This is a genomic window from Paenarthrobacter sp. 10L420 (assembly GCF_056395385.1).
In genome coordinates this window covers 787,516-813,014 of the sequence record NZ_JBFTJK010000001.1, presented here as the reverse complement: position 1 = coordinate 813,014, position 25,499 = coordinate 787,516, and the positions used below count along the sequence as shown (strand labels likewise).

The window sequence follows — 25,499 nt, the reverse complement described above, 5'->3', positions numbered from 1 at the left end:
GAACGGACCTTCGATGCAGCTTCACGGACTTCGCAGCCGCCGGGTTTCTGGGACCTAGCCGCCCAACAGCGCCCGGTGGGCCTCCCGGCGTCGTGCTTGTTCATCAGGGTCCGGAACCGGCAAGGAGGCGATCAGCCGTTTGGTGTAATCATGCTGGGGCGAGCCCATCACATGGTTCCCGATGCCCTGCTCCACCAACTGGCCCTTGTACAGCACGCCAACCCAGTGCGAGAGCATGTCCACCACTGCGAGGTCGTGGCTGATGAAGAGCGCCGCGAAGCCGAACTGCTCCTGGATGTCCTTGAACAAGTCCAGCACCTTGGCCTGCACTGAGACGTCCAGCGCAGAGGTTGGTTCGTCGGCAATCAGCAGACGCGGATTGAGCGCCAAGGATCTCGCAAGCGAGGCCCGCTGCCGTTGTCCACCGGACAGCTCGTGCGGGTAGCGTTGCGCGTACGACGCCGGCAACTGGACTGACTCAAGCAGCTCGCCTACCTTTTTCCGCGCCTCAGCCGCGCTGGGCTTCGTGTGGATAATCAGCGGCTCGGCCACGCACTCGCCGATGGTGAGATGAGGGTTGAAGGAAGCGGCCGGGTCCTGGAAAACAAAGCCGATCTCCTTCCGCAGCGGACGGAAGGTGCGCTCCTTGAAGTCCAGCATCTCGTAGCCGAGGACTTTCAGGCTGCCGCCCGTTGTCCGGTTCAGGCCTGCGATTGCCCGGCCAATGGTGGACTTTCCGGAACCGGACTCGCCCACCAAGCCAAAAACCTCGTTCTCCGAGACCGTGAAGCTGACGTTGTCCACGGCTTTGAAGCCATGACGGCCAAACCGGCCCGGGTACTCAATGGTGAGGTTCTTCGCTTCGACGAGGACCTTGCCATCCTGATGCAACCGACCGCGGGCGCCTTCAGAGGCTGAGTTCCGGCCCAGGTGCGGGACCGCGGCGAGGAGCTTTTTCGTGTAGTCCTGCTTCGGTTCCGCGAACAGCACCCTTGAGGGCGCTTCTTCCACCACGTCGCCCTGGTACATGACCACCACGCGGTCTGCGAGGTCGGCCACGACGCCCATGTTGTGGGTGATCAACACGATGGATGTGCCGTAGTTGTCCCGCAAGTCCCGGAGTAGCTGCAGGATTTCCGCCTGCACTGTGACGTCCAGGGCAGTCGTTGGCTCATCGGCCACAATCAGGCCCGGGTTCAAAGCCAACGCGGCGGCAATCACCACGCGCTGCTTCTGCCCGCCGGAAAACTGGTGTGGGTAGTAGTTGACGCGGGTCTCGGGGTCCGGAATGCCCACCTTTCGCAGCGCTTCCGTGGCCCGTTCCTTGGCCTCCTTGGAGGACACACGGTGGCCGTCCTTGGCGTGGGCACGGATCCCCTCGGCAATCTGCCAGCCAACGGTGAACACGGGATTCAAAGCAGTGGATGGCTCTTGGAAGACCATGGCTACGTCGCGGCCACGGATCTTTCGTAGTGCGGATTTGCTGACGCTGATCACGTTGTTGCCATTGATCACCACCGCGCCGGAGCTGATGGCAGTTTCCGGAAGCAGGCCAAGGATGGTCTTGGCCGTCACGGTCTTCCCGGAGCCGGACTCCCCCACGATCGCCACTACTTCCCCGGCTTTGACGTCCAGGCTGACATCCTTCACCGCATAGACATCCCCGCTGTCTGTGGCGAAGGTGACTTTGAGCCGGTCAATGGTGAGGACCGGTTCACCGGTGGCCCCGGCATCGGAAATGTTTCCGAGGTTGGTGGTCATGGCTTACCTGCCTCTGAAGATGTTGGAGTTGCCGGGGATTTCGTTGTCCCTGCGCGCTTGCGTCCACGGATCCGGGGATCGTTGAGGTCGTTGATGCTTTCGCCAACCAGCGTCAATCCCAGGACCGTCAGGACGATTGCAATGCCAGGGAAGACGCCGGTCCACCAGATACCGGAGGACGTATCGGCCAGCGCCTTATTCAGGTCAAAGCCCCATTCTGCAGCGGACGTTGGCTCGATGCCGAAACCCAGGAAGCCAAGGCCGGCAAGCGTAAGGATCGCCTCGGAGGCATTGAGGGTGAACATCAGGGGCAAGGTGCGCGTTGCGTTTTTGAAGATGTGCCGTCCGATGATACGGAGGCTGGACGCACCCAGGACCTTGGCCGACTCGACGAAAGGCTCTGCCTTGAGCCGAATGGTTTCAGCGCGGATGACCCGGAAATACTGTGGCACGAACACCACGGTGATGGAGAAGGCACAAGAGAAAATACCGCCCCAGAAACTGGACTGGCCACGGCTGATCACAATCGAGATGACGATTGCCAAAAGCAGGGTGGGGAACGCATAGATGGCGTCCGCCACTACTACAAGGATCCTGTCCAACCAGCCGCCGAAGTAGCCGCTGAGCAGGCCCAGGGCGACGCCGAGGAAAAGTGACATTGCCACGGACACGATGATGACGGTCACGGCCGTCTGGGATCCCCACAGGACGCGGGACAGGACGTCATAGCCGCCCACAGTGGTACCAAGCAGGTGCTTGCCACCCGGCGCCTCTTGGGTGGGGAAGGATCCGGACGCATCGCTGAGTTGGGAGTAGCCGTAGGGGGCCAGAAGCGGGGCGAAAATGCTTGTCAGCAGGAACAATCCACTGAGGACAACGCCCACGACCAGCATGCCGCGTTGGAGGCCAACGCTTTTCCTGAGGTGGGACACCACCGGAAGCCGGGAGAAGAGGGGCTGCTTGGGAGCAGTCAGTGAAGGAGTGCTCATGGTCAGTACCTCACTCGGGGATCGATGAGCGCGGCAATGATGTCCACGATGAAGTTGGTCACGGCGACGATGATGGCCAGCAGCACGACAATGCCTTGGACAGCCACAAAGTCACGGGCATTGAGGTATTGCACCAGCTGGTACCCCAGCCCCTTCCACTCGAAGGTTGTCTCGGTCAGGATGGCGCCGCCGAGCATGAGCGCAATTTGCAGGCCCATGACAGTGATGATGGGGATCAGTGCCGGTTTGTAAGCGTGTTTGGTAACCAGCCGGAACTCACTGACGCCCCGGGACCGGCCAGCCTCAATGTAGTCCTTTCCCAGCGTGCCAATGACGTTGGTCCGTACCAGCCGCAGGAAAACCCCGGCGGTCAGCAAACCCAGGGCTACGGCTGGCAGGACAGCGTGGGACGCAACGTCTCCAAGGGCAGCAAAGTTGCCGCTGCGGAGCGCGTCCAACCAGTAGATGCCTGATGGAGCTCCCAGGCTGCTCATGCTCAATTCCGTGCGTGTGGAGGCGCGTCCTGCTACCGGGAACCATCCGAGCCACACTGAAAAGGTCAGCTTGAGAAGCAGGCCCGAGAAAAACACGGGTGTGGCGTAGCAAAGAATCGCGAAGAACCGAAGCACGGCGTCGGAGCTCTTGTCGCGGTGTTGGGCTGCGATGAGTCCGAACGGGATGCCGACTGCGAGCGCCACGATCAGGGCGTTGATCGAAAGTTCAAGTGTTGCGGCCCCAAAGGTGGTGAGTACCTCCACGACGGGTCGGCGGTCGGTGATCGTCGTGCCAAAGTTGCCGGTGATGAGTTGGCCAAGGTATTCGAAGTACTGGATCAGAACCGGGCGGTCATAGCCGGCATCGTGGATTCGCTGTGCCAGGACATCCGGTGGGAGGCGTCCGCCCTGGGCAGCAGTGATGGGGTCTCCAATGACCCTCATCAGGAAGAAGACCAACGTCACCAGAATGAAGACGGTGGGGATGATCAGGAAGAACCGGATCACGATGTACTTTCCAAGGCCTCCCCCGGCCTTGGACTTGCTCCTGGGAGCTACTATCCCGGGCTCCGCCTCGGGTACCTCTATAACTGTTGTCATTGTTACCTGTATTTCCTGCCCGTGGATTGCGCGGGATTGGCTCATGCATGCCGGCCACGAGGGTGGTCAGCAAAGGAGGCGGGACACCGGATCAGTGTCCCGCCCCTTTCCATCACAGTGGTGTGGTTACTTGGAAACTGTTCCGAGGCGGAACTTGAAGGATGCGTCCAGCGTCTTATCGACGCCGTTCACGCTACTTCCGGCCACCGCGACTTGAGCGCCCTGCAGCAGGGGCAGGGTTGAGATGTCTTTGGCCAATGCGTTCTGGACATCTTTAATGTCTGCTTCCCGCTTGGTCTTGTCAGCCTCGGTCAGCTGCTTCGCGATCAAGTCGTTCACAGTGGGGTTGTTGTAGTGGTTCTTCAGGAAGCCGCCCTCCGGGAAGAACGGAGTGAGGTAGTTGTCGGCGTCGCTGAAGTCGGGGAACCATCCAAACTGGAAAACGGGATACTCGTCAGCACGGCTCGCCTTGCTGTAAGTAACCCATTCCGTAGACTGCAGATTGACCTTGAAGAGGCCGGACTTCTCCAGCTGCTCCTTGATCATGGCGTACTCGTCACCTGAAGATCCCCCATAGTGGTCCGGGTTGTACTGCAGGTTCAAGGCAACGGGTTCGGTAATTCCGGCGTCCGCCAGCACCTTCTTTGCCTTGTCCAGGCTCGGCTTTCCGTTATCTCCATAGGCATCCTTGAACGATTCGTTGGCGCCGAGGAATCCGCTGGGCACGTTGGAGTACAGCGGGAGGTAGGTGCCCTTGTAGACCTGGTCAGCAATGGCTTGCCGGTCCACGAGGTTGGCTACGGCTTGCCGGACGGCGAGCGCCTTGGCGGTGTCAGCGCCGGCTGCCTTGGTGCCAAAAGGCATGGTGTCGAAGTTGAAGGTGATGTAGCGGATCTCGCCGCCCGGGCCCGTCAACACCTTGACTTTGGAGTCTTTGCGCAGGTCATCGACATCCGTGGCACTGAGGCTGCGGAAGGCGACGTCGATGTTGCCCTGCTGGATGTCCAACTTGAGGTTGGTGGGGCTGGCGTAGTACTTGATGGTCGCTTCGTCGTTTGCTGGCTTGCCAAGGACACCCTTGTAGTCGCCGAAGGCCTTGAAGCTGACAAGTTCGTTCTTCTTGTAGCTATCGATCGTGTATTGGCCGTAGAAAGCTTTTGCCTTGATGATCTCGTCGTCCGGAAGAACCTTGTCCGCAGGGAAGACTTCGTCGTCAACAATGGGCGCGGCAGGACTGCTGAGAATCTGGCTGAAGGTCTGGTCATTTGCGTTCTTCAGCTTGAAGACCACCGTGGTGGCATCAGGAGTGCTGACACTCGCGATGTTGGTCAGCAGGGACGCCGGCCCGGCGGGGTCGTTGATCGCAACCTGTCGGTCGAACGAGAACTTGACGTCCTTGGAGTCCAGCGTGTGTCCATTGGCCCATTTCAGGCCCGACTTGAGTTTGACCGTGTATTCCGAAGGTGCCGTGAACGAGGACGATTCCGCAAGGTCCGGGACCGGTTCAGCACCCCCTGGCTTGGAGTTCAACAGGAACGAGTAGATCTGGTTCATCACCATGAACGAACCATTGTCATAGGATCCGGCCGGGTCCAATGACGTGACTTTATCTGTGGTGCCGTAGGCGATCGGGCCGGCGGCAGCCGGGGCGGACGAGGAACCGCCGCCGGAGGGGCCCGTGCATGCAGTCAAAGCGAGGGCGGAAACGCCCGCCAGCGCGATAACGCCATGCAGGGCCTTCTTCTTCAGTGCCATCTGTGAACCTTCTGTTCGATGGATTAGGCGCACCGCCGTGGGATATTTGTGACGGGGCGCACTCTTGATTCCACGATTCAATCAGACTTCAGCGCCGCCGGGTCCTTGATTTTATGATTCGAGACACAATATTTACCTACGAGTAGGTTTTCCGGGGGACGCCAAAGGATTGCCACTGAAGGATCGCCGGAATATCTTTATTCCGAGTTGATAAGCGCTGATCACGGACAGGCGGAATGCGGCCGTGGACAGCATCCAGGCGGCGGTTCAGGGGGCCGCCGCGGTAATGGGTGCAAGTACCAGTCCTAAGGACAGGAACATGAGCAAGGCAGCCCTCTGTGTGGGGATCAACAAGTTCAAGTATTTACCCGAATCGAGCTGGCTTCACGGTTGTGTTAATGACGCTGAAGACCTGGCCGCCCTCCTTGAGGCGCAGTATGGGTTCGCCTCCTCCAGCATCAAGGTCCTGAGAGATGCCAAGGCCAACAAAAAGTCCGTGATGGCTGAACTCAACAAGTTGGTCGATAGCGCGGTGGACGGAAAGTCCGACCACATCGTCTTCACCTTCTCCAGCCATGGCACGCAGATACCTGATACCAGCGGCGATGAGATGGATCGGCTGGACGAGGCCTTCGCCTGCTACGACATCAACAATGCCGGCGACTCATGGGACCCGGAGACGGTGATCAGTGACGACGAGTTGGCAACGCTCTTCGGGCGGCTGCCGGAGGGCGTCCTCATGGATGTCGTCCTGGACACTTGCCACAGTGGCACTGGACTGAAGTCCCTGGACCTCTTGCCGGGCCGACGCCCGCGTTTCCTGCCTGCACCAACGCCTCGGGCTGTGGTCGCAAACGAGTCCAGTGACTCCCGCACCCTTCGCGACCTTGTGAAATCAGCAAAGTTATCCAAGCCCGTGCTGATGGCAGCCTGCCGATCGGATCAGACGGCTGCGGACGCCCTGATCGAGGGCCGCTACAACGGAGCCTTCACCTATCACTTTGTGAAGACCCTGCAGGGCAACGGCAAAGCAGGGCGGGCGGAAGTACTGAAGCTGGTGAGCAAAGGGCTCAAAGGCGGCGGTTTTGATCAAGTCGCCCAATTGGAAGGCACGACGGCGGCACGCAAGGCTGCGTGGGGCAGCTAACTTTCGCTCGGGTCACCTCAGGGCACTAGCTGTTCCCGCGTCCTTATTCTGCGCCCCTATTCCCCCGTGCCGTGGAACTTGTCCCTGACACCGGAAGACGCGGCTTCCTCGGCGTCGTGCTGTTGATCGGAACCAAACAGCATTCCTTGCCGCTCCCGGTCCATCACCGGTTTGAGGGCGGCATACACAAGCCGCCCACCGGCGTCGAATCTGAGGACTCCTCCCCCACGGACGTCCACGAATTCCCGCCGCGTCTTCAGGCCAAGGCGGACGTAGGCCTCCTTACGGCTCATCCGCACCGTTTGAATGAATGATGCCCCGATTTCGGAGATGATGAAGCCGTCCGGTGATACGCGTTCGGACGTACGCACCCTGGTGGAGCTCAGAGGAGTACGCCGCTCCAGCCGGGCCGCGTCCAGGAGCCTCGGGTTTTCCCACACGAAGCGTTGGACTTCCTGGGGATCGGACCCCAGTGCCGAAAGCCGGATCGGATAGCGAAGCCCTTGGTAGTTATCCACCCCGCTGATGTTGTTCAGCGACACCCGGCGGATCCCAATGGCCGAGAATTCCGTTTGGAGGGCATCCCGATACCCGTAGGTGTCTTCCGGGACCATGTCCAGATCCGCGGCAATGATGCCACGCAAGAGGTCCCGCCAGGTAACGTCCACGGGTGGCATGTAGGAAAGGCCCCTGATCACCATGCGCAGGACCCTCGTGGCCACAATTGAACCGGATTCAGCTTTCTGCTGCAGGCTTTGGTTGTCTCCAAAACGGGCATTTCTTTCCGACCACAACCGCTGGACGGCGCGGAGTACTGCCCCAACCACCACAGCCCCGCGGGCGTGCGGGTCCAGCATGGTTTGCCAGCCCTCAGGAACGGCGCCAACAAATGGTTCCCTCAAGGGACCACGGGCGAAAAGGTCCCTCGCAAAGTCAAAGAGGGACCTGATCAGGATCGCGTCGTCCACGATCTGCCCTGCCTCAAAGCCTTCCCCTGCAGCTTCAAGTTCCCGGAAGACCACCTCACGGGAAGAAAAAACCGACAGTATGGCCACCAGGTCTGCCAGTGCCTCGTGCATGGCAAGTTGCTCCATGGTGGCCAGCTGGTCTGCCCATGCTGGCCGGAAGCCGTCAAGGATCGCATGGGTGACTTCATGGGCAACGATGTCCCTGTACAGCGCAGTGGGTACTTTGTAGCCCATGCGGTCCACTGAACCGAAGCGGATGGTGTTGGTACCGCGCTCATATCCGGTATCAATGGCTGTCACACGATCCCGTGCCTTCAGGACCACCCGCCCCTCCGGGTTCCAGGGCATCCGCCGGCCGAGCGTGGATTCGAAGATATCCAAGGTGCTCATGGCCACGCCGTAGACGTGCTGGGCAAGGAAACGGGTATCGTCCAGGAGTTCGCGAAGGTCCGTGGGGGGAGGTTCTGAAACCAGTTGCCAGGGGTCGCCTTGGCGCGTCAGGGTAACTGGCGAGACATTGGTTCCGCGCCACTTTCGGATGTGGATCGCATACCGGTGTCCAGTGGGACCACGCCGGAGCCGCTCTACGGGTATCCGCACTTGGGCCGTCAGCGGTGGGGCCCCGCCGCTGCCTATCGGCCCCTCCGCAAGGACCATCACGGAGACCATCTGCCCGGCTTTGATGTCTCCAGGGCTCTTCTTTGGAAATGCCACAGTCATCGCCATCCCGGGTGCGGACCCCAACATACCGCAGCGGTGCGCTGCTTAGGCCAGTATGGGGGCCCTCAAACCCGGAGGCAATAATGCGGTAACGGCTAGAGAATTGCCCTCTGCAGGGAACGAGCGGCGTCGATGGTTGCCTGTCCCAGTACCCGGGTGCCCTGATACAGCACCACGGTCTGGCCAGGTGCCACTCCCCGCAGCGGTTCGGTCAGGGTGACCACCAGTTCGGCCCGCTCAACACCCTCGTCATCGGCAACCGGCTCAATGTGTGCACGGGCCGGCACAGGGTCACCATGGGCACGCACCTGGGCATGGCACTCGAATTCCGCACCGGTCCCAACCTCGGAGATGGGCAAACCAGCCCAGGACACCTTGATTCCACGGATTTCATCGATGGCAAGGAGCGCTTCCGGCCCCACAACAACCTTGTTTTCCTTAGGCCGGATTTCCAGGACGAACCGGGGCTTGCCATCGGAGGCCGGGGTGCCCAGCTTCAGTCCCCGGCGCTGGCCCACGGTGAAGGCGTTGGCACCCGGGTGCTCGCCTACCTTCGTGCCAGTTTCGTCCACGATGTCGCCAGTTGTCATTTCGATTTTCTCGGCCAGCCAGCCACGCGTATCTCCGTCGGAGATGAAGCAAATATCGTGGCTATCCGGCTTGTTCGCCACCGACAAACCACGCCTTTCGGCCTCGGCCCTTACTTCGGCCTTGGAGGGGGTGTCCGCCAGCGGGAACATGGAGTGCTTGAGCTGCTCATGAGTCAGGACGCCCAGGACATAGCTTTGGTCCTTGGCCCAGTCGGCCGCACGATGCAGTTCGCGGTTGCCGTCCGCATCTTCGATTACCTTGGCGTAGTGCCCGGTGCAGACAGCGTCAAAGCCCAGGGCAATGGCCTTTTCCAGCAAGGCAGCAAACTTAATGCGCTCATTGCAACGCATGCACGGGTTCGGCGTACGCCCGGCAGCATATTCGTCAATGAAGTCCTGAACGACATCTTCCTTGAAGCGTTCGGAGAAGTCCCACACGTAGTAAGGAATCCCCAGGACGTCGCAGGCCCGCCACGCATCACGGGAGTCTTCAATGGTGCAGCAGCCCCGGCTTCCGGTGCGAAGGGTGCCAGGCATGCGCGACAACGCAAGGTGGACTCCGACGACGTCGTGTCCGGCCTCGACGGCGCGGGCGGCTGCCACGGCGGAGTCGACTCCGCCGCTCATTGCTGCAAGTACTCGCATGCTGGCTTTCTGTGTTTTAGGGAGTTTTAGATATTGATTCCGGCTGAGGCGAGCCGGCACGCCCAACTATTCTAGCTCCCGCACCAATGCCCGCGCTAAATCCCTTGACTGGCCATAGGACCAAATCTAAAGTCAAAGTAAGTTGTTTTAGAATATGCCAACACAAAGGTGGGCTGAAATGACACACGAACGGATGGTCATCGCCGGCGGCGGGCTGGCCGGTGCAACCACAGCAAAAACCCTTCGCTCAGAAGGCTTTACTGGACCCATCACCCTCCTGGCATCCGAGGAACGGATCCCTTACCTTCGGCCACCTCTGTCCAAGGAGTTCCTTCTGGGCAAGGCCGACGAAGATAGCGTCCCGGTGATGCCGGCCGGCTGGTACGAAGAAAACGACGTCGAACTCCTGTTGGGCAACCCCGCAGTGGGCATCGATGCGGGGAACCGGACCGTAACCCTTCAGGATGACCGAACCCTTGACTACGCCAAACTGCTGATAGCCACCGGAGCGCAACCGCGGCAGATTCCGCTGCCCGGCGCCGAGTTGGAGGGCGTGATGACTTTCAGGACCTTTGAGGACAGCCTGCGCCTGCAATCCCTGCTCAGGGACGGCGGCAAGCGTGTTGTCATGGTGGGTTCCGGATGGATCGGCATGGAGCTGGCCGCGGCTGCCCGCAGCTACGGCAATGATGTGGTCCTGCTCGGTTTGGAAGAAATCCCCCTCAGTGCCGCCATCGGCCCCGAACTGGGCAACTACTTCCGGGCACTCCACGAAGAGAACGGCGTGAGCTTCAGGCTGCCCGCGAGCGCTGCTGCCATCGAGGGGAAGGAGGGCCAGGCCTCCGCGGTGCGAACCAACACGGGCGAAGTCCTGCCCGCAGATATCGTCATCATTGCGGTTGGGGTAGTGCCTGACACATCGTTGGCTGAGACAGCAGGGCTACGTCTGGACAACGGAGTCGTGGTGGATTCCGCACTTCGCTCAAGCGCCTCGGACATCCTTGCAGCAGGTGACGTTGCCAACGCCCTGCATCCCTTCACCGGAGAGCATCATCGCAGTGAGCACTGGGCAAACGCACTTAACGGCGGCAAAGTGGCCGCCAAGACGATGCTGGACCAAAATGCCGCCCTGGACGTTGTCCCCTATTTCTATACGGACCAGTTCACGCTCAGCATGGAATACTCGGGTTTCCCCACACTGACCTCCGGCGTAGAGCCTGTAATCCGCGGCTCGCTCGATGACGGCAGTTTCATCGCGTTCTGGCTGCGCGATGGCCAGAAGGAGCAGGGCGAAGTGGTGGCCGGCATGAGCGTGAATATGCGCCGCGTGCAGAAGCCGATCAAGTCGCTGATTTCTGGCCGGGTGCCCGTAGACGTAACCCGCCTGACAAATCCCGATGTTCCCCTTGAGGAGCTTTTGCCTGGCGACTGATTTCCTGGCTAAAACTCCGTCGTGCCCCGTCGCGCTACCGTTGCCGCTGTCTGGATGCTGGATTCATGACCGGCCATGCCTGCTTGGCGAGCCCGCGAACAAGCTTCGGGAAGCGCCTTTAGCAGGGCATCAACATCGGCATCTGTTGAGCTGTGCCCCAGGGTGAAGCGTTGGGCACCACGGGCAGTATCTTCATCCAGCCCCATGGCCAGGAGGACGTGGGAGGGGCGGGGCACCCCTGCCGTACAGGCCGAACCCGTAGATGACTCAACACCTGCGAGGTCCAGAAGGAACAGCAGAGAATCTCCCTCGCAACCGGGAAAAGTAAAGTGGGCGTTGCCGGGCAGCCGACCGTCCCCGGGTGCCCCACGGAGCACCGCGTCCGGCACGGCCTCCCGAACCCCGGCAATGAGTCGGTCCCGCAGCCTGCTGATTCGCTCGGCCTCCGTGGCCAGATTAGCCGTAGCGGCCTCCGCAGCCGCCGCGAAGGCGGCAATGGCCGGCGTATCCAATGTTCCCGAGCGCACATCGCGCTCCTGCCCGCCGCCGTGTTGAACCGGAGTCAACTTGATCGCCCGCCCAAGGAACAACGCGCCGACTCCGACGGGTCCGCCGAGTTTATGCCCTGACACTGACATCGCGGCGAGCCCGGACGAGCGGAAGTCGACCGGAACGGAACCGAATGCCTGGACAGCATCCGAGTGCACGGGAATGCCGTATCGGCTGGCCAGTTCGACGATCTTTGCAACGGGCTGGATGGTGCCCACTTCGTTGTTGGCCCACATCACCGTGACAAGCGCAACGGAGTCGGGGTCGCGCTCCAGTTCGCGCTGCACGGCATCGAGCTGCACCGCACCGTCTGCATCGACAGGCAGCCACACGGCTTCGGCCCCCTCATGACGCTCAAGCCACTCCACCGTGTCCATGACCGCATGATGTTCGACGGCGGAACACAGGATTCGGATCCTGCGTGGGTTTTCGTCATGGCGGGCCCAGAAAAGGCCCTTGACCGCCAGGTTGTCGGCCTCAGTCCCACCCGAGGTGAAAATTACCTCGGACGGGTGGGCGCCAGCGGCCGCCGCCAGCGTTTCGCGTGCATCTTCAACGGCGCGCCTTGCCCGACGCCCGGCTCCATGGAGGGAGGACGGGTTGCCGGTTCGCGCCAGCTCGCGCGTCATGACGGCAAGGGCTTGGGCCGACATAGGTGTGGTGGCGGCGTGATCGAGGTATACAGGCACGTTGTAATTCTACCGGCGGCGTAATTCCATCGACGGCGTCAGTGTCCAGTTTTGGGGTCAGGTCTTGGAGCCCGGTTCCAGGCTGCTAATCCGGGCACAACAATGACCAGAACCAGGTTCCGGAAGGACGTTGTCAGCACTAAGACCGGATGCGGTGGCCGCGCCCTTAAGGAACGCGCCATTCATGGCGCAGACCACCTCCTCATGATCCTGTGAGAGCCGATGGAAAGGGCAGTTGAGCAGGCGGTATCCTCCGGCGTCATCAGCGGTTGGCTCATAGCCAAGGTCCGCCAGCGCACCGAGGAAATCGCCGGGCCGGCCCGCTTCCTGTCCTTTGCGGTCGGCAACATCCATCAAAGCGTCCCGCACGGGCAGCTCGCCTTTAAGGGAACGTGTGATCGCTGTAGCCATCAGATCCCCAGCGAGGTCGTACTGGCGCTCAGGGACTGAGGCGACAACCTCGTCCATGGCCGGGCGGTAGAGCTTGGCAGGCCGGCCGGAACCGGGCCCGGCTTTGTCGGAGGACTTTCTGAACTCCACTTGCAGGACGCCGTCCTTGACCAACCGATCCAAATGGAAGGAGGCCGTGCTTCGGGGAATACCGAGGGCACGGGCCGCTTCGTCCCGCCCTACGGCATCTGCAGCGCCGCGCACGTAGGCGAACAACACCCTCCGGTTGTCGTCGTCCAAAGAGGCGATCGCTGAAATCCTTTGGAGCCAAGAGTGGCGTGCAGTGGTCATACAGCCAGAATATCTCTAAAAACAAGATTCGTTGCTTAATCCCAGAAGGAGATCTAAAATCAAGATACCTATTTTTAGAAAGGAATGCGCCATGGAAGCCGCAACCACCCACATGAGCCCCAAGTCCAGCCGCAGCGACCTCCGGGACCCTTCCCGGCAGGCCTTTGTCCTCCTGAGGACGATCTTCACGATTGCCCCGATCATTTTCGGGCTCGACAAATTCACCAACCTCTTGGTGGACTGGACTGTCTACTTGGCGCCCGCAGCCACCGCCGTGATACCTGTTTCAGCCCAGACCTTCATGTACGGCGTGGGAGTCATCGAAATTATCGCCGGCATCCTCGTCGCCCTGCGGCCGCGCTGGGGATCCCTCATTGTCGCCGCCTGGCTGCTCGGCATCATCGTCAACCTACTGGTGCTTGGCTCGTTCTTCGACGTCGCACTGAGGGACTTCGGCCTGCTGGTGGGAGCACTCGCGTTGAACCGCCTGGCCACCGCGTTCAGGAAATAACACGGCGTTCAAAAAATGAAACTCACGCTGGTGGGACCACGGCCAACCGGGACTGGACCTCAGCCCTGGCCTTGGCCAGGGTCCCACTATCCGGACATGCAACTGATACATACACAGAGGAAGCCGGGCTGCTGAAAAGTCTTGCGAGTACCAGGGCAGCGGTGCCGCCGGAAGCCGGAGCTGATTCCAAGGCCAACAATTCCACTCTGTGCTCCGGCTTGCCGGAATCCTGGCCCCAGCGCAATGAGGACGGCTTTAGCTTCTCCACAGCGATGCCCGGATCCAAGTAGCGGAACAGTTCCTTCGTGGACGCGGCGTCATCGCCCGGCACCACCAATGGCCTCTGATTAACGCTGACCCGGACAACCACCACGCACCCATCAGTCTTCGCGTACCGGGTTTCACCTTGCAAGCCGGAGTGCACAACGGACCATCCCTGCACCTCTTCAAGGCGGCTGGACACTAATACCGGATCTCCAGGCGCCAATGTTCCTCCCGCACTCAAAGGCAGGTCCTTCGCGGCGAGAGCCTCAGCATCATGTCCGGGCGTGATGGTTGGGGTGGACAGCGTCGACTCGGAAGGTGAAGGCTTCGGTGCTGCGGGATCAGGCACGTTCACACTGCATCCGGCAAGCAGCGCACCCAAAGCAGCCAGCGCACCCAAAACAGCAATGGCAGCCCAACCAGGCTTGGCGCCCGCCATCGCCGGGGCCTGACTTCGCGCAACCCTCCGTACCATCGGCGATCCTCTCTTTTGGCGGCGAGTCTTTTTGCTGGGAGCCGCTTCTGCCGCCATCGAGTCTAACTGCCTGCAGCAGCGGTTCAGCTAGGCAAGGACGCGGAGACCACGGGGTACAACCTCGACCTCCACAGGCAATCTGCCCACGCGCTCGCCGTCGGCGTAGGCCACTACACCTTCTGCCTCCAGGCGCACTTTCCGTACCCGGCGGATCTCCACGGCCGGATGGCCAAGGTGTTTGCCCGCGAAGACCTTGGGAAACACTGCCAGGAAACGCAGCCGCGACAATGGCTTGACCACAAACAAATCCAGCCACCCGTCGTCGGGCAAAGCATCGGGCGTAATCCTCATCCCGCCCCCGATCGATTGGCCGTTCGCCACAGAAATCAGCAACGCCGGTTGGCGCCACTGCTCGCCGTCGGCAGTCACCGTGTATTCGATACGCCGGAACGAACCGAGTTCACGGAGCATCGCCAGGTTGTAGCGGCTCTTTCCCCGGGGCCAACGCCACGAGTTCGCCCTTTCGTTGACAGCAGCATCAAATCCGGCCGACAGGACCCCCGCAAAATAGGTGCTTCGCCCGCTGGCGGTGACGCGTCCGGCGTCGATCTTCCGCCCGCCCGCAGCCATTGACTCCAGCAAGCGATTACAGGCGGCATTCGTGTCCGTGAGTGGCAGGCCCAGCAGCCTGGCAACATCGTTGCCAGTTCCAGCAGGAACAATTCCCAGCGGCACATCCAATCCGGCGAGCGCGTTGACGCCCAAATGGACCATGCCGTCCCCGCCCACCACAACCAGCGCACTGATGCCTGAAGTCAGGGCCTCATCAACCAGGGTCCGGAGGTCGTCATAGCTCCCCGCTTCCAGCACGACGACGTCACAACCCCGGGCGCGAAGGCAGGCCGCGGCTTCGTCCCCGGCAAGACCGTGACGGCCGAACGATGCTGTTGGATTGATGGCAAGGGCGATCTTGGGCGCCGGAGGATTCACCTGCTGAATTATGCCAGCCGGGAACCACGGAGCCCGCTGCCGACGTTCTCATAGTGGCTGGATAAACTGGCCATACCGCCCCGCCCCTGGAGCGGACCACCATCCTAGAGAAGGGCCTGTGCTTGGCCGAGGGCAGTAGTTCCCACTATCAGGTTCTTCGCGTGTCCGTCACTGCGACGGACAAGGAGATCAAGGTGGCATATCGGAAGGCCGCCCGGAAGGCCCACCCCGATCACGGCGGCGAAGCCGAAATGTTCCGCCGAGTAACGCTCGCTTATGAGACCCTGATTGATCCGAAGCGTCGGGCCGAGTATGACCGGAGGTATGCCAGCGGCGCCTCCGTCCGCTCCCAACCACGTCCGGGCGACTACACAGGCGCGGCCGCGCCGGGTGCGGCGACCAGTACGGGGGTCAGACGTCCGCAGGCCCCGCGCAACACGGCTGGCGATCCGCCCGTTTACGTTCCGGCCTTTGATGACCCTCTTGAGGTTCCCCTCATTTCGATGGCAGAAGCTGCCCAGCAGGTCCATGGCTTGCCGCGAAAGCGCGGCATTTTTGGAGCCGAAGCCCGCATCCAGCGCGAGATGCGTACGGTTCAGCTCATCAGCAGGCAGGTCCTGCCTGCCATCCCCGCCGCAAGGCTCATCAACGGGCTCCGCTCGCCCTCTGACAACAACCACATCGACCACGCAGTGCTTTCCGGCTACCGGCTGGCATTGGTTGGTTCCATGCTGTTGCCCAGGGGCGCCTACGCGTGGGACGGCAATTCGTTGCGCCACGGCGGCCGGTCCGTAGCCCCGCCGCAGCTCGCCCACATCGTCCGCCACATGCAGGACATCTTCCCCGAGTTGAACGTCACCGGCTGGGTGGTCCTGCACAGTCCTGACGGCAACCTGCACGAACCAGTCATTGACCACTACGGCAAAGGGCAGTCCAGCCATAACGCGGTTGAGGTGGTCAACGGCGCAGGATTGGTCCGTGGGTTGAAACAGTTCCTCGGTTCAGGACCATCACCCAACACGGTGGTGGTTCCAGTTCTTGCCCGCTTGCTCCGCGGCATGCACTGAGATCTTGCTTTCTCCGGCACTGGTTGAGGGCGATGGTTGATTCAGTATGAAGCCAGTGCGATGGGACTGGCTGGGACGGGACTGGCTAGGATGGGACGGTGTTCCGCATCCTCTTCCACACTCCAGAAATCCCGGGCAATACGGGCAACGCCATCCGTTTGGCCGCCATCACCGGCGCCGAACTCCATCTGGTGGAGCCTCTGGGCTTTGACTTTTCCGATGCCAAGCTGCGCCGGGCGGGCCTGGACTACCATGATCTCGCCGTCGTTACGGTACATAAGGACATCAACGCGGCTTGGGCTGCCCTGCAGCCTGAGCGAGTGTTTGCGTTTACGTCCGACGGCGAAACGTCCTACACGGATATCAACTACCGTGAGGGTGACGTCCTGATGTTCGGCCCTGAATCTGTGGGCCTCCCGGATTGGCTGAAGAAGGATTCGCACGTCACTGCCCGGGTGCGGCTCCCGATGCGACCTTCCCTGCGTTCACTGAACCTGGCAAACGCCGCGTCCATTGCGGTTTTCGAGGCGTGGCGCCAGAACGGATTTGCCGGTGCCAAGGTCTAGCCCATCCGCGGCGCCCACAGCTTCGAATACCCTGTGCAGGATCAATTCCTGCCTTTGATATTCATGAGGGAGCAGACGTGAGCGCGCTGGAGACCCAGGTGGTGGCGGCAACCCGCTGCACCGCTGTGCGCCCAACGCCGGGCCCTCATGCTGCGGGTTTCAAACCGCACGACTTATGCTGGACAGTGATGGACATCCCCAACAACCCCGGTCCCCCGGTCGTCGAGACTTCGGGCACGGCGACAGACCTGAACTCGCAGCTCACTGACCTGCTTGAATTGATTGCTGCGGGCGATCAGGACGCCTTCGCTGAGTTTTATCGGCTAACCTCCAGACGAGTCTTTGGCATGGCCAGGCGCGTCCTGATTGACTCCGAGCTGAGCGAAGACGCCACCCAGGAAGTCTTCGTCCAGGTCTGGCAGGGCGCCGCCAGGTTCGATCGCGCATCCGGCAGCCCCATGGCCTGGCTGATGACCATCGCGCATCGCCGTGCCATTGACCGCGTTCGTGCCGTGCAGGCAGCCACAGACCGCGAAGCCCGATACGGCGCAGCGAGCCAGGACCTTGATCGCGACGTCGTATCCGAGGAAGCCGAGACGAACTTTGAGGCCGAGGCCGTCAGCCGGTGCCTTGGCACCTTGACGGACACACAGCGGGAATCGGTCCGCCTGGCCTATTACGGTGGGCTCACTTACAGGGAAGTTGCGGAGCATCTTGGTGCCGCGGTCCCTACCATCAAGTCCCGCATCCGCGATGGACTCCTGCGCTTGAAGACCTGCTTGGGGGTGGGCTGAAATGAGCGAAAACAACGGTGGAGGATTTGTCCGCAGAATGTTCGCCAATGACATCGCAACCGACTTGGCCGAGGGCCGAGTCCTGGAACTCGCGGAAATCTATGCCTTGGACGCGGTTACTGAATCCGAACGGGCCCTGATTGACGATTACGTCAAGGACGCCCCGGAAGGTCCAGCGTTCCAGGAGCGGGTCAGGCAGGCCCGCGAAACCCTGGTGGCAGGTTTCGCCCCTGAGGAAGAGCCGCCCCCTGCCGTCTTCGCCAAAATTATGGACCGGATCAACCGGGAATCCGCAGATTCCCCTGCAGGGCCGGGTAGTGATCCAAAGCCGGAGCCAGTCCTCGACGTACTGGCACTCGCCCGGACCAAGCGCGGAGAACGCCGCGGCCTCGGGCGCGGACGCGCCTGGCTGGTGGGCGCAGCGGCTGCTGCCGTCATCGCCGTCGGTGGCGTGGGTGTAGGCGCGTACATGGCCGGCCAAAACGATCCCGTGAATCAGGTCCTGCAGGCCCAGGACGTCCAGAAGAAGACGGCCCAGGTTCCCGGAGGCGGCACGGCTACCATTTCCGCTTCCTCCGCCAAGGACTCCTTTGTGGTGTTGATGGACGGCGTTGCCCCGGCACCCGACGGTAAGGTCTACCAGTTGTGGACGTTGCCGAAGGATGGATCTGCCCCTGTGCCGCAGGGCACTATGGACGCCGAGACGTTGTCCAAGCCGGCGGTGGTGAAGGGATTGTCCACAGCTTCCTCAGTAGCTATAACGGTGGAGCCCACTGGCGGATCAAGCTCGCCCACGCAGCCGCCTGTGTTGGTGGTTCCGCTGAGCGCCTGATGTCAGCCAGGCCTGGCGTCAAAGCTTAAAGCCCGACGGCGGCCGCGCACCTTCCGTGAGGTAGGTGGGGCGGCCGCCGTCGTTCTTGCCTGCAGTTGACCGGCAGCTACAACACGAGCGACAACAGCATCACGAAGCCGAAGCCAACCAGGGAGATCAAGGTCTCCATGACGGACCAGGTCTTGAAGGTCTGACCGACTGTCAGGCCGAAGAGCTCCTTGACCAGCCAGAAACCAGCATCATTCACGTGCGAGAGGAACAGCGAGCCAGCACCGATTGCCAAGGCGAGCAGTGCCGCGTGGGTCGGGGTCAAACTGCTGGCCAGGGGCGCCACAATGCCCGCAGCAGTCACGGTAGCTACAGTGGCGGAGCCCGTGGCGAGGCGGAGTGCCACGGCAACAATAAAGCCGAGCACAAGGACGGACATGTTGGCACCTTCCGCCCACTTCTTGACGGCGTCGCCCACTCCAGCACCAATCAGTGTCTGCTTGAAACCACCGCCGGCTCCAACTATCAGAAGAATCGCTGCGATGGGGCCAAGGCTGTCGCCCAGCTTGGCAGTGATCTTGCTGCCAGTGAATCCCACTGCGTAGCCGAAGCTCACAGTGGCAGCAAGTACCGCCAAGGTCATGGCGACCAGGGGCTGGCCCACGAAATCGAAGAAGATCCTGATCATCGGAGCGGTGGCCGCGTCCGGCCAGATAATGTCTCCCAAAGCCTTTAGCAGCATGAGGACTACCGGGAAAATGATGGTCAGCAGCGTCACCAGGAACGAGGGCTGGCGCTTGACGTCGCTAAGATCGGCGCGGTGCTTGGTGTCGATGCCACCCGCCACGGCGGGAGCGTTTACCGGAACCCAACGTGCGGCCAGGCGGGAGAAAAGCGGTCCACAAATGATGACCGTGGGAATGGCCACGAGGATGCCCAGGCCCAGTGTTGTTCCCAATTCAGCTTTTACGGCGCTGATGGCAATCAGGGGTCCCGGGTGCGGGGGCACCAGGCCATGGAGCACTGAAAGGCCCGCCAAAGCCGGTATCGCGATGCGCATGAGCTTCATCCCGGATCTCTGCGTCACAAGGACAATCACGGGAAGCAGGAGCACAAGACCGATTTCGAAGAACATCGGCAGGCCAATGATCACTGCCACAAGCGTGATCATCCAGACGATCTTGTTGCCGGTGGCCTTGGCCAACAACGTATCCACTACCCGGTTGGCTCCGCCGGAGTCCGCGAGCAACTTGCCAAGCATTGCGCCCAAGGCAATCAGGAGGCCAACTTCCTTGAGGACGCCGCCAACTCCGTCCTCGAAGTTGGTAATGACCTTGCCCAGTTCCACGCCTGAGGCGAGGCCGACAAACGCCGAGCCCAGCACCAGCGCCAGGAATGGGTGGAATTTCAGCTTGGCGATCAGGACCACAATCAGCGCAATACCCAACGCTGCCACCACAAGAAGCTGGGTGTCGTGCGCGGACCAATCCTGCACCTGTGTGGCCGTTTCCAGCGCGATCATGACGCTGCCGCTTCGGAACCGGCGCCCAGGGGACGCAAGCCGAGCCGTTCGATGATTTCGTCCGCCTCCTCAGCGGGCGAGGCGGAAACACACAGCGAGATGTAGTTCTCGTCTTCTGTAGGTTCCTCAAGTGCTTCGAACTGGGACTCCAGGAGCGACGGCGGCATGAAGTGGCCGTGCCTTGACGCCAGCCGGTCCGAGATCTTGTCTTTGCTCCCTTGCAGGAAAACGAAAACAACCCCTTCGCCCCTGAGTACGTCGCGGTACTTCTTCTTCAACGCCGAGCACGTGATGATGGCCGGCGTACCGGCATCTGTGTGCTCACGGATCCACTGGGCAATGATGCCAAGCCAAGGCCATCGGTCCTCATCGCTGAGGGCCTGGCCCGCGTGCATCTTGGCCACATTGGCTTCCGGATGGAGATCGTCGCCTTCGGCGAGATCCCATCCAAGCTTTCCGGCAAGAACGCCGGCTACAGTCGACTTGCCCGAACCGGAGACTCCCATAATCACCAGTACGGGTTGCTGTGCAGTCTTCGCCATCAAAGTCTGCCTTCCTCGAATAAATATGATTTAACCGAGGTCCAGCATATGACACGGGTTACATATCGGCAATGTCAGAAGCCGGCGATAGTACTGGATCCGTTAACGGACACCACGTGGAAACTCTCAGCACTTGCGCCGGCAGGGAGCCCTGCACGCGCACCGTTGGCCATCAACATGCCACGGACCACACGCTCCATCCCCTCGATGTCCGGGTGCTGGCTCGCGTGGATGCGGATCGCATCCAGCTTGGCATCAACGTGCTTGGTGACGTCCACGAAATGGTTCTCACGGTCCTCCGGACTGGAGATAAACCAGAGCCAGGGCAACTTGTAGGCTTCCAGACCGGCCTCAGCCAACTCAGAGTAGGCAAAGGGATTCTCCACGGCGGGATAAACCGCCCGGGTCACGGCTTCCCCTGCTGCGAGGTGGTCGGGGTGGCTCTTCTGGAGGCGGTCCCAGTTCCGTTCCGGGTGCATGGTCAACACGATGTCCGGGCGGATTTCCCGGATCAGCTTCACAACCTGCTTGATGACGTTGTGTGTCGGCTCAAGGTAGCCATCGTGTTCGTGCAGGTAGCGGATGTCGTTGACTCCCACCAACTCTGCCGCGCGTTGCTGTTCTATGGCACGGAGTTCGATAATGCGTTCCCGGTCAACGGGATCAAACCCGCCGGCGTCGCCGTCAGTCATGATGCAGTAGGTGACCTGTACACCGGCAGCAGTCCAGGCAGCTATGGTTCCTGCAGCTCCGAAGTCGATGTCGTCAGGATGGGCAGTAAAACAAAGCACCCGCTCAACACGCTCCGTGGAGGCGTTGAACGGGCTCTTTGCTGACGAAACGCCAGAAGTCAAAGGGATCAGCCTTTCCGCTTTTTGATCTCAGCTGTTGCCTGCGGCACAACTTTGAACAGATCGCCGATAATGCCGAAGTCCGCGATCTCAAAGACAGGAGACTCTGCATCCTTGTTGATGGCCACAATGACCTTGGACGTCTGCATTCCTGCCTTTTGCTGGATTGCTCCTGAGATGCCTGCCGAAATGTACAGCTGCGGAGAGACAGTCACACCGGTTTGGCCCACTTGCGCGTCGTGGCCAATCCACCCTGCATCGGTTGCTGCCCGCGAAGCACCAACCGCAGCACCAAGGGCATCCGCGAGTTCTTCCAACGGGCCAAAGTCGCCATCGACGCCCCGCCCGCCGGCCACAACGATCCGGGCCTCGCTGAGGTCGGGCCGGCCACTGGCGGGCTTCTCAGTGCGGGAGGAGATCCGGGCCGCATTCGCTGCAGCATCTGCAGGAACCTCAACCTTGGCTGTCGCGGGAGCTGTCGCTGCGCCCGCTGGCTCCGGTTCCACGATGTTCGCTTTTACGGAAAAGACTGCCACCGGAGTGGTGGCCTTCGCCGTGGTGTTGTACGAACCCGCGAGGACCGACTTGTGGGCAGTGCCGTCCGCCTCCAGACCAACGACGTCCGTGATGACTCCGGCGTTGAGCTTAATGCCGAGTCGTCCCGCGATCTCTTTGCCCTCGGGCGAGTTTTCAATCAGGACAGCAGCGGCGCCTGAAGCCGCCACTGCAGCCGCGAGGTACGCGGCCTTCGGCGCAACCAGGTAGTCATCCAGGTCCGCCACAGAGGGCTGGTAGATCGTCGCCACGCCATAAGCACCCAAGGTGGCCGCGACGTCGTCGGTCAATTCACCGTTGAACGCGACGGCGGTCTCCCCCAGCTTCCGCGCAAGGGTCAGGAGCTCCAAGCTGCTCTTCTTGAGCGCAGCTCCGGGGTTGTCAATGAAAACAAGTGCATTTGCCATGATTGGAGTCCTTTAGAGCAGCTTCTGTGCGGCCAGGAAGTCGACGAGCTTGATGCCGGCGTCGCCCTCGTCGGTGATGATCGTCCCTGCGGTTCTGGGCGGGCGGGCAGCTGCAGACTCCACAACCGTCCACGAGCCTGACTGGCCTACCTCGGAAGGATCGACGCCGATATCGGCAAGCGACAACGAGGCAATCTTCTTCTTCTTGGCTGCCAGGATTCCCTTGAAATTGGGGTACCTGGGTTCGTTGATCTGGTCTGTCACCGAGACGAGTGCAGGAAGCTGCGCTTCAACGGTCTCCGAGTGGGAGCCGGCATCCCGGCGTGCCACCACGGTGCCGCCGTTAACCTCGAGGGTGGAAGCAAACGTGAGCTGCGGGAGCGACAACCGCTCCGCGAGCTGAGCCGGGATGAGTGAGGTCTCGCCGTCCGTGGAAGCCATGCCGGTCAGGACCAGGTCCACCGGGCGTCCATCGGCGGAGAGATGGCGGATGGTGGCCGCAAGCGCCAATGATGTCGCGGCGGCGTCCGAACCGGCCAGCGCGTCATCGCTGAGGTGGACCCCGGAGTAGGCGCCAATCTGCAACGACTTCTTGACTGCGTTTACGGCACCGGAGGGCCCCATGCTGAGGGCAATGACCTCGTTGCCGGCTTTGGCTCCGCCACGCTCTTCAGCCAGCTGCAGTGCTGCCTCAAGCGCGTACTCGTCAAGTTCGGACAAGATGCTCTCGTCGCGGTCAGTTGTGTTGCCGGGTCCGGTGATGTGCCGGTCGAACTGCGCGTCCGGGACGTGCTTGACCAGAACGACAATCTTCAATGTCTCTTCCACTGTCTTCGAAGCAGCCTTCCATGCTTGTGGACGGCCAACCGCAGGAGCGTGGCCGTGAATTGCCCAGCGCGTGGGCTTCCCCTAGCTAAGCATATTGCCCGCAGAAATCCACTGCGCGCATTAACGCCTGTTTCATCAGCAACGGCCAAAGGGCCGTGGACACGCCGACGGCGGGCCACACCACTGAGGTGCCGCCCGCCGTCGTCCGCTGTGCCAGCAGCAGTTTCCTGCTGTTGGGGTTTGTTAGTGCTCTTCGGGTTGTTAGTGCTCTTCGGGTTGTTATTGCTGTGCGGCGTCCAAAGTAACTTCTACTTCCTGCGACTGGCCGTTGCGCTGGATAGTTACCTTCACCTTCGCGCCGGCGGCCTGTTCGCGGACGGCCGCGGTCAACTGGTTGGGGTCAGTCACCTGGTAGTCGCCGAACTTGGTGACGACGTCGCCAACCTTGATGCCCGCCTTCGCCGCGGCCGAACCCGTGGTCACCGAAGCAACCTCTGCGCCAACGGAGAATCCGGAGTCGCTGCCCGTGGACGACTTCGATCGTACAGAGACGCCAAACTGGCCATGACTAGCCTTACCGGTATTGATGATTTCCTGTGCAACGCGCTTGGCGTGGTTGATCGGGATGCTGAAGCCCACCCCGATGTTTCCAGTGGAGGAATCTGCTGTGCCACTGCCCGCGGAAGCAATAGCAACGTTGACGCCGATGATCTCGCCCTTGCTGTTTACCAGCGCGCCACCGGAGTTGCCAGGGTTGATGGCAGCATCCGTCTGGATCACGTTGATCGAGATTGAGCCCTCATTCGCGCTCGGCTGGCTCTGGCCGCCACCTGGAGGGGCGAACTGGAAGCCCTGGTCACCGCCCTGTGAATTGTCAGTGCCTTCCTTCGGGGCAGCTGAGGAGGCAACGCTGATAGTGCGGTTGAGTGTGGAGACGATACCGTCCGTCACCGTGCCCGTCAGGCCAAGGGGCGAACCAATCGCGACGGCGGTGTCGCCCACGTTGATTTTCGAGGAATCCCCGAGCGTAGCCGGCACCAAACCGGAAGTATCGTCCACCTTGATAACTGCCAGGTCCGAGAGAGGATCAGTTCCAACAACCTTGGCCTTGAGAACCTTTCCGTCACTGGTACGGACCTCGATGGCAGCATTCGATGTTGCGCCATCCAGCGTGACGACGTGGGTGTTGGTCAGGATGTGGCCTTGGTCATCGATAATGATGCCGGAGCCCGTTCCGCCCTCGTTTCCACTCGTTGCCTTGATGGTGACCACGCTCGGCGACGCCTTCGCCGCTGCTGCCGTGATGACGTTGACGTCGTCCTTGTTATTCACAATTACCGTGCTCGACTGGCCACCACTTGATGCCGCCGGTGCCGGGTTGTCCAAAAGCGCGGTGCTGCCTGCCACCACACCGCCACCTACCAGGCCAGCGGCAAGAATGCTGGCAATGAGCGTTCCAATACCGAATGCCGGCTTGCGCTTGGTGCCGACGGAGGACTGCTGACCCGGAGCGCTGTGGAGGTTCGGGTTCCCAGGATTGGTGCCTCCGCCATAGAACGGCTGGTGCTGCGGGTAGTTGGGACGGTGCCCCGGGTCCTGGTGCTGCGGACCGCCGTAGTACTGCGGCTGGGTGTTGGCATGCGGGCCTTGGTTTACGTTGGTGTGAGGTGCCGATTGGGCAGGCGGCTGAAAGGCCGGCAGCGGAGTCGTTGCATGGGTACCGGTTCCCTGCCCGGAGTTCCAACCAGGCTGCTGTGCGTGCTGCTGTGTCGGCTGCTGTGGCTGCTGGTGGGTGGCGGCGGAGTCAGGCCTCGCAGCGGGATCCCGCGGCTCGGACGGATCACGGTTCTCTGGTGCGTTGCCCTGCGCTGGGTTCTCCGTCATGGGTCTTCCTTTCATCCTTGTCTTCCATAACTATGGCCCTTTTTACTGGAACAAAATCGGACGTTCGCTGGGAGCTTCCTGAAAGCCAATCGCCATGCTGCGGCAGAGCCAGCGTGAAGGGCCAACACGGCAGACACAGAGACCCTCAACGCCCAGGCATCGCGCGTTTCTCCCGTGTTTCGCTGGTGGCATATTCAAGGCTGTGGACGGGGTATGGGGTGCACCATAGAATCAAGTGGAATTGCCACAGCGACCTGCGGCTTTACAAACCATGCGTGGGGGCGCTGAGCATTCTGTGACGATTGGTTCGCCTTGTTCCAGTCGCAGACGTGCTGAAGGGTTG

Annotated in this window: 23 protein-coding genes; 7 read left to right on the top strand and 16 right to left on the bottom strand. The window is 61.3% G+C overall.

Translation table 11 applies throughout. The features are described 5' to 3' along the window. Positions 1-54 precede the first annotated feature (54 nt). The 4 genes from AC1DD5_RS03920 to AC1DD5_RS03905 form a co-directional block, all read right to left on the bottom strand. Entirely contained in the window at positions 55-1,761 is a 1,707-nt protein-coding gene (locus AC1DD5_RS03920; RefSeq protein ID WP_442017691.1) for an ABC transporter ATP-binding protein, read from the bottom strand. Next, positions 1,758-2,750 carry an ABC transporter permease gene (locus AC1DD5_RS03915; protein ID WP_442017690.1) on the bottom strand — a complete coding sequence of 331 codons (993 nt, stop codon included), beginning with the start codon at positions 2,748-2,750 and terminating at the stop codon, positions 1,758-1,760. The genes AC1DD5_RS03920 and AC1DD5_RS03915 overlap by 4 nt, the downstream gene beginning before the upstream one ends. 2 nt (positions 2,751-2,752) lie before the next feature. Beyond that, entirely contained in the window at positions 2,753-3,844 is a 1,092-nt protein-coding gene (locus AC1DD5_RS03910) for an ABC transporter permease (protein ID WP_442017689.1), read from the bottom strand. Between the two features lie 126 nt (positions 3,845-3,970). Further along, positions 3,971-5,599, bottom strand: coding sequence for an ABC transporter substrate-binding protein (locus tag AC1DD5_RS03905; protein ID WP_442003759.1), 1,629 nt, complete (start codon positions 5,597-5,599; stop codon positions 3,971-3,973). 319 nt (positions 5,600-5,918) lie between these two features. Between AC1DD5_RS03905 and AC1DD5_RS03900 the strand changes: the two genes are divergently transcribed. After that, positions 5,919-6,746 (top strand): caspase family protein, encoded by an 828-nt coding sequence (locus AC1DD5_RS03900; protein WP_477518275.1) that lies wholly within the window; start codon positions 5,919-5,921, stop codon positions 6,744-6,746. Positions 6,747-6,802: 56 nt separating this feature from the next. On the opposite strand, the gene AC1DD5_RS03895 is transcribed toward AC1DD5_RS03900, so the two are convergent. Further along, a complete protein-coding gene (locus tag AC1DD5_RS03895; RefSeq protein WP_477518274.1) occupies positions 6,803-8,434 on the bottom strand; it encodes a gluzincin family metallopeptidase in 1,632 nt (543 codons plus the stop codon). A gap of 95 nt (positions 8,435-8,529) precedes the next feature. Beyond that, on the bottom strand, positions 8,530-9,651 hold the full coding sequence (gene mnmA, locus AC1DD5_RS03890; RefSeq protein WP_477518363.1) for a tRNA 2-thiouridine(34) synthase MnmA: 1,122 nt from the start codon (positions 9,649-9,651) through the stop codon (positions 8,530-8,532). Positions 9,652-9,847: 196 nt separating this feature from the next. Here mnmA and AC1DD5_RS03885 point away from each other — a divergent pair, with 196 nt between their 5' ends. Then, a complete protein-coding gene (locus tag AC1DD5_RS03885; protein ID WP_477518273.1) occupies positions 9,848-11,101 on the top strand; it encodes an NAD(P)/FAD-dependent oxidoreductase in 1,254 nt (417 codons plus the stop codon). A gap of 8 nt (positions 11,102-11,109) precedes the next feature. Here the strand turns inward: AC1DD5_RS03885 and AC1DD5_RS03880 are convergent, their stop codons facing one another. Together AC1DD5_RS03880 and AC1DD5_RS03875 are read right to left on the bottom strand one after the other, a co-directional pair. Continuing rightward, on the bottom strand, positions 11,110-12,339 hold the full coding sequence (locus AC1DD5_RS03880; RefSeq protein WP_477518272.1) for a cysteine desulfurase family protein: 1,230 nt from the start codon (positions 12,337-12,339) through the stop codon (positions 11,110-11,112). Between the two features lie 57 nt (positions 12,340-12,396). Continuing rightward, positions 12,397-13,080 carry a helix-turn-helix transcriptional regulator gene (locus AC1DD5_RS03875; protein WP_477520666.1) on the bottom strand — a complete coding sequence of 228 codons (684 nt, stop codon included), beginning with the start codon at positions 13,078-13,080 and terminating at the stop codon, positions 12,397-12,399. A 91-nt stretch (positions 13,081-13,171) separates the two neighbouring features. Here AC1DD5_RS03875 and AC1DD5_RS03870 point away from each other — a divergent pair, with 91 nt between their 5' ends. Then, positions 13,172-13,591 (top strand): hypothetical protein, encoded by a 420-nt coding sequence (locus AC1DD5_RS03870; protein WP_477520665.1) that lies wholly within the window; start codon positions 13,172-13,174, stop codon positions 13,589-13,591. Between the two features lie 22 nt (positions 13,592-13,613). Here the strand turns inward: AC1DD5_RS03870 and AC1DD5_RS03865 are convergent, their stop codons facing one another. After that, the gene (locus AC1DD5_RS03865) at positions 13,614-14,330 is read right to left on the bottom strand and encodes a hypothetical protein (RefSeq protein ID WP_477520664.1); all 717 of its coding nucleotides are present in this window, start codon (positions 14,328-14,330) and stop codon (positions 13,614-13,616) included. 87 nt (positions 14,331-14,417) lie between these two features. Further along, positions 14,418-15,320 carry a diacylglycerol/lipid kinase family protein gene (locus AC1DD5_RS03860; protein WP_477520663.1) on the bottom strand — a complete coding sequence of 301 codons (903 nt, stop codon included), beginning with the start codon at positions 15,318-15,320 and terminating at the stop codon, positions 14,418-14,420. A 122-nt stretch (positions 15,321-15,442) separates the two neighbouring features. Between AC1DD5_RS03860 and AC1DD5_RS03855 the strand changes: the two genes are divergently transcribed. From AC1DD5_RS03855 to AC1DD5_RS03840, 4 genes are all read left to right on the top strand, one after another. After that, on the top strand, positions 15,443-16,387 hold the full coding sequence (locus AC1DD5_RS03855; RefSeq protein WP_477520662.1) for a J domain-containing protein: 945 nt from the start codon (positions 15,443-15,445) through the stop codon (positions 16,385-16,387). Positions 16,388-16,485: 98 nt separating this feature from the next. Beyond that, positions 16,486-16,953, top strand: a complete 468-nt coding sequence (locus tag AC1DD5_RS03850; protein WP_216924056.1) for a tRNA (cytidine(34)-2'-O)-methyltransferase — start codon at positions 16,486-16,488, stop codon at positions 16,951-16,953. Positions 16,954-17,030: 77 nt separating this feature from the next. Next, the gene (gene sigK, locus AC1DD5_RS03845; protein WP_477520661.1) at positions 17,031-17,747 is read left to right on the top strand and encodes an ECF RNA polymerase sigma factor SigK; all 717 of its coding nucleotides are present in this window, start codon (positions 17,031-17,033) and stop codon (positions 17,745-17,747) included. A gap of 1 nt (position 17,748) precedes the next feature. Continuing rightward, positions 17,749-18,579: an anti-sigma factor gene (locus tag AC1DD5_RS03840; RefSeq protein WP_477520660.1), complete on the top strand. Its 831-nt coding sequence runs from the start codon at positions 17,749-17,751 to the stop codon at positions 18,577-18,579. Positions 18,580-18,685: 106 nt separating this feature from the next. Here AC1DD5_RS03840 and AC1DD5_RS03835 read toward each other — a convergent pair whose 3' ends face one another. From AC1DD5_RS03835 to AC1DD5_RS03810, 6 genes are all read right to left on the bottom strand, one after another. Next, a complete protein-coding gene (locus AC1DD5_RS03835; protein WP_477520659.1) occupies positions 18,686-20,089 on the bottom strand; it encodes a GntT/GntP/DsdX family permease in 1,404 nt (467 codons plus the stop codon). Then, on the bottom strand, positions 20,086-20,631 hold the full coding sequence (locus tag AC1DD5_RS03830; RefSeq protein WP_442003746.1) for a gluconokinase: 546 nt from the start codon (positions 20,629-20,631) through the stop codon (positions 20,086-20,088). Before AC1DD5_RS03830 ends, AC1DD5_RS03835 begins: the two co-directional genes overlap by 4 nt. A 74-nt stretch (positions 20,632-20,705) precedes the next feature. Further along, the gene (locus AC1DD5_RS03825; RefSeq protein ID WP_477520658.1) at positions 20,706-21,485 is read right to left on the bottom strand and encodes a PIG-L deacetylase family protein; all 780 of its coding nucleotides are present in this window, start codon (positions 21,483-21,485) and stop codon (positions 20,706-20,708) included. A 5-nt stretch (positions 21,486-21,490) separates the two neighbouring features. After that, complete coding sequence (locus tag AC1DD5_RS03820; RefSeq protein ID WP_477520657.1) at positions 21,491-22,444, bottom strand: electron transfer flavoprotein subunit alpha/FixB family protein; 954 nt, start codon at positions 22,442-22,444, stop codon at positions 21,491-21,493. 12 nt (positions 22,445-22,456) lie between these two features. Continuing rightward, complete coding sequence (locus AC1DD5_RS03815; RefSeq protein WP_442003743.1) at positions 22,457-23,260, bottom strand: electron transfer flavoprotein subunit beta/FixA family protein; 804 nt, start codon at positions 23,258-23,260, stop codon at positions 22,457-22,459. 291 nt (positions 23,261-23,551) lie between these two features. Further along, positions 23,552-25,156: a S1C family serine protease gene (locus AC1DD5_RS03810; protein WP_477520656.1), complete on the bottom strand. Its 1,605-nt coding sequence runs from the start codon at positions 25,154-25,156 to the stop codon at positions 23,552-23,554. Positions 25,157-25,499 lie beyond the last annotated feature (343 nt).

What these genes read in the sequence shown, in the direction of transcription:
- AC1DD5_RS03810 (WP_477520656.1), bottom strand. Translation starts at nt 25,156, where the DNA reads ATGACGGAGAACCCAGCGCAGGGCAACGCACCAGAGAACCGTGATCCG.
- AC1DD5_RS03835 (WP_477520659.1), bottom strand. Translation starts at nt 20,089, where the DNA reads ATGATCGCGCTGGAAACGGCCACACAGGTGCAGGATTGGTCCGCGCAC.
- AC1DD5_RS03905 (WP_442003759.1), bottom strand. Translation starts at nt 5,599, where the DNA reads ATGGCACTGAAGAAGAAGGCCCTGCATGGCGTTATCGCGCTGGCGGGC.
- AC1DD5_RS03840 (WP_477520660.1), top strand. Translation starts at nt 17,749, where the DNA reads ATGAGCGAAAACAACGGTGGAGGATTTGTCCGCAGAATGTTCGCCAAT.
- mnmA (WP_477518363.1), bottom strand. Translation starts at nt 9,651, where the DNA reads ATGAGCGGCGGAGTCGACTCCGCCGTGGCAGCCGCCCGCGCCGTCGAG.
- AC1DD5_RS03900 (WP_477518275.1), top strand. Translation starts at nt 5,919, where the DNA reads ATGAGCAAGGCAGCCCTCTGTGTGGGGATCAACAAGTTCAAGTATTTA.
- AC1DD5_RS03910 (WP_442017689.1), bottom strand. Translation starts at nt 3,844, where the DNA reads ATGACAACAGTTATAGAGGTACCCGAGGCGGAGCCCGGGATAGTAGCT.
- AC1DD5_RS03885 (WP_477518273.1), top strand. Translation starts at nt 9,848, where the DNA reads ATGACACACGAACGGATGGTCATCGCCGGCGGCGGGCTGGCCGGTGCA.
- AC1DD5_RS03875 (WP_477520666.1), bottom strand. Translation starts at nt 13,080, where the DNA reads ATGACCACTGCACGCCACTCTTGGCTCCAAAGGATTTCAGCGATCGCC.
- AC1DD5_RS03870 (WP_477520665.1), top strand. Translation starts at nt 13,172, where the DNA reads ATGGAAGCCGCAACCACCCACATGAGCCCCAAGTCCAGCCGCAGCGAC.
- AC1DD5_RS03820 (WP_477520657.1), bottom strand. Translation starts at nt 22,444, where the DNA reads ATGGCAAATGCACTTGTTTTCATTGACAACCCCGGAGCTGCGCTCAAG.
- AC1DD5_RS03865 (WP_477520664.1), bottom strand. Translation starts at nt 14,330, where the DNA reads ATGGTACGGAGGGTTGCGCGAAGTCAGGCCCCGGCGATGGCGGGCGCC.
- AC1DD5_RS03915 (WP_442017690.1), bottom strand. Translation starts at nt 2,750, where the DNA reads ATGAGCACTCCTTCACTGACTGCTCCCAAGCAGCCCCTCTTCTCCCGG.
- AC1DD5_RS03830 (WP_442003746.1), bottom strand. Translation starts at nt 20,631, where the DNA reads ATGGCGAAGACTGCACAGCAACCCGTACTGGTGATTATGGGAGTCTCC.
- AC1DD5_RS03895 (WP_477518274.1), bottom strand. Translation starts at nt 8,434, where the DNA reads ATGACTGTGGCATTTCCAAAGAAGAGCCCTGGAGACATCAAAGCCGGG.
- AC1DD5_RS03920 (WP_442017691.1), bottom strand. Translation starts at nt 1,761, where the DNA reads ATGACCACCAACCTCGGAAACATTTCCGATGCCGGGGCCACCGGTGAA.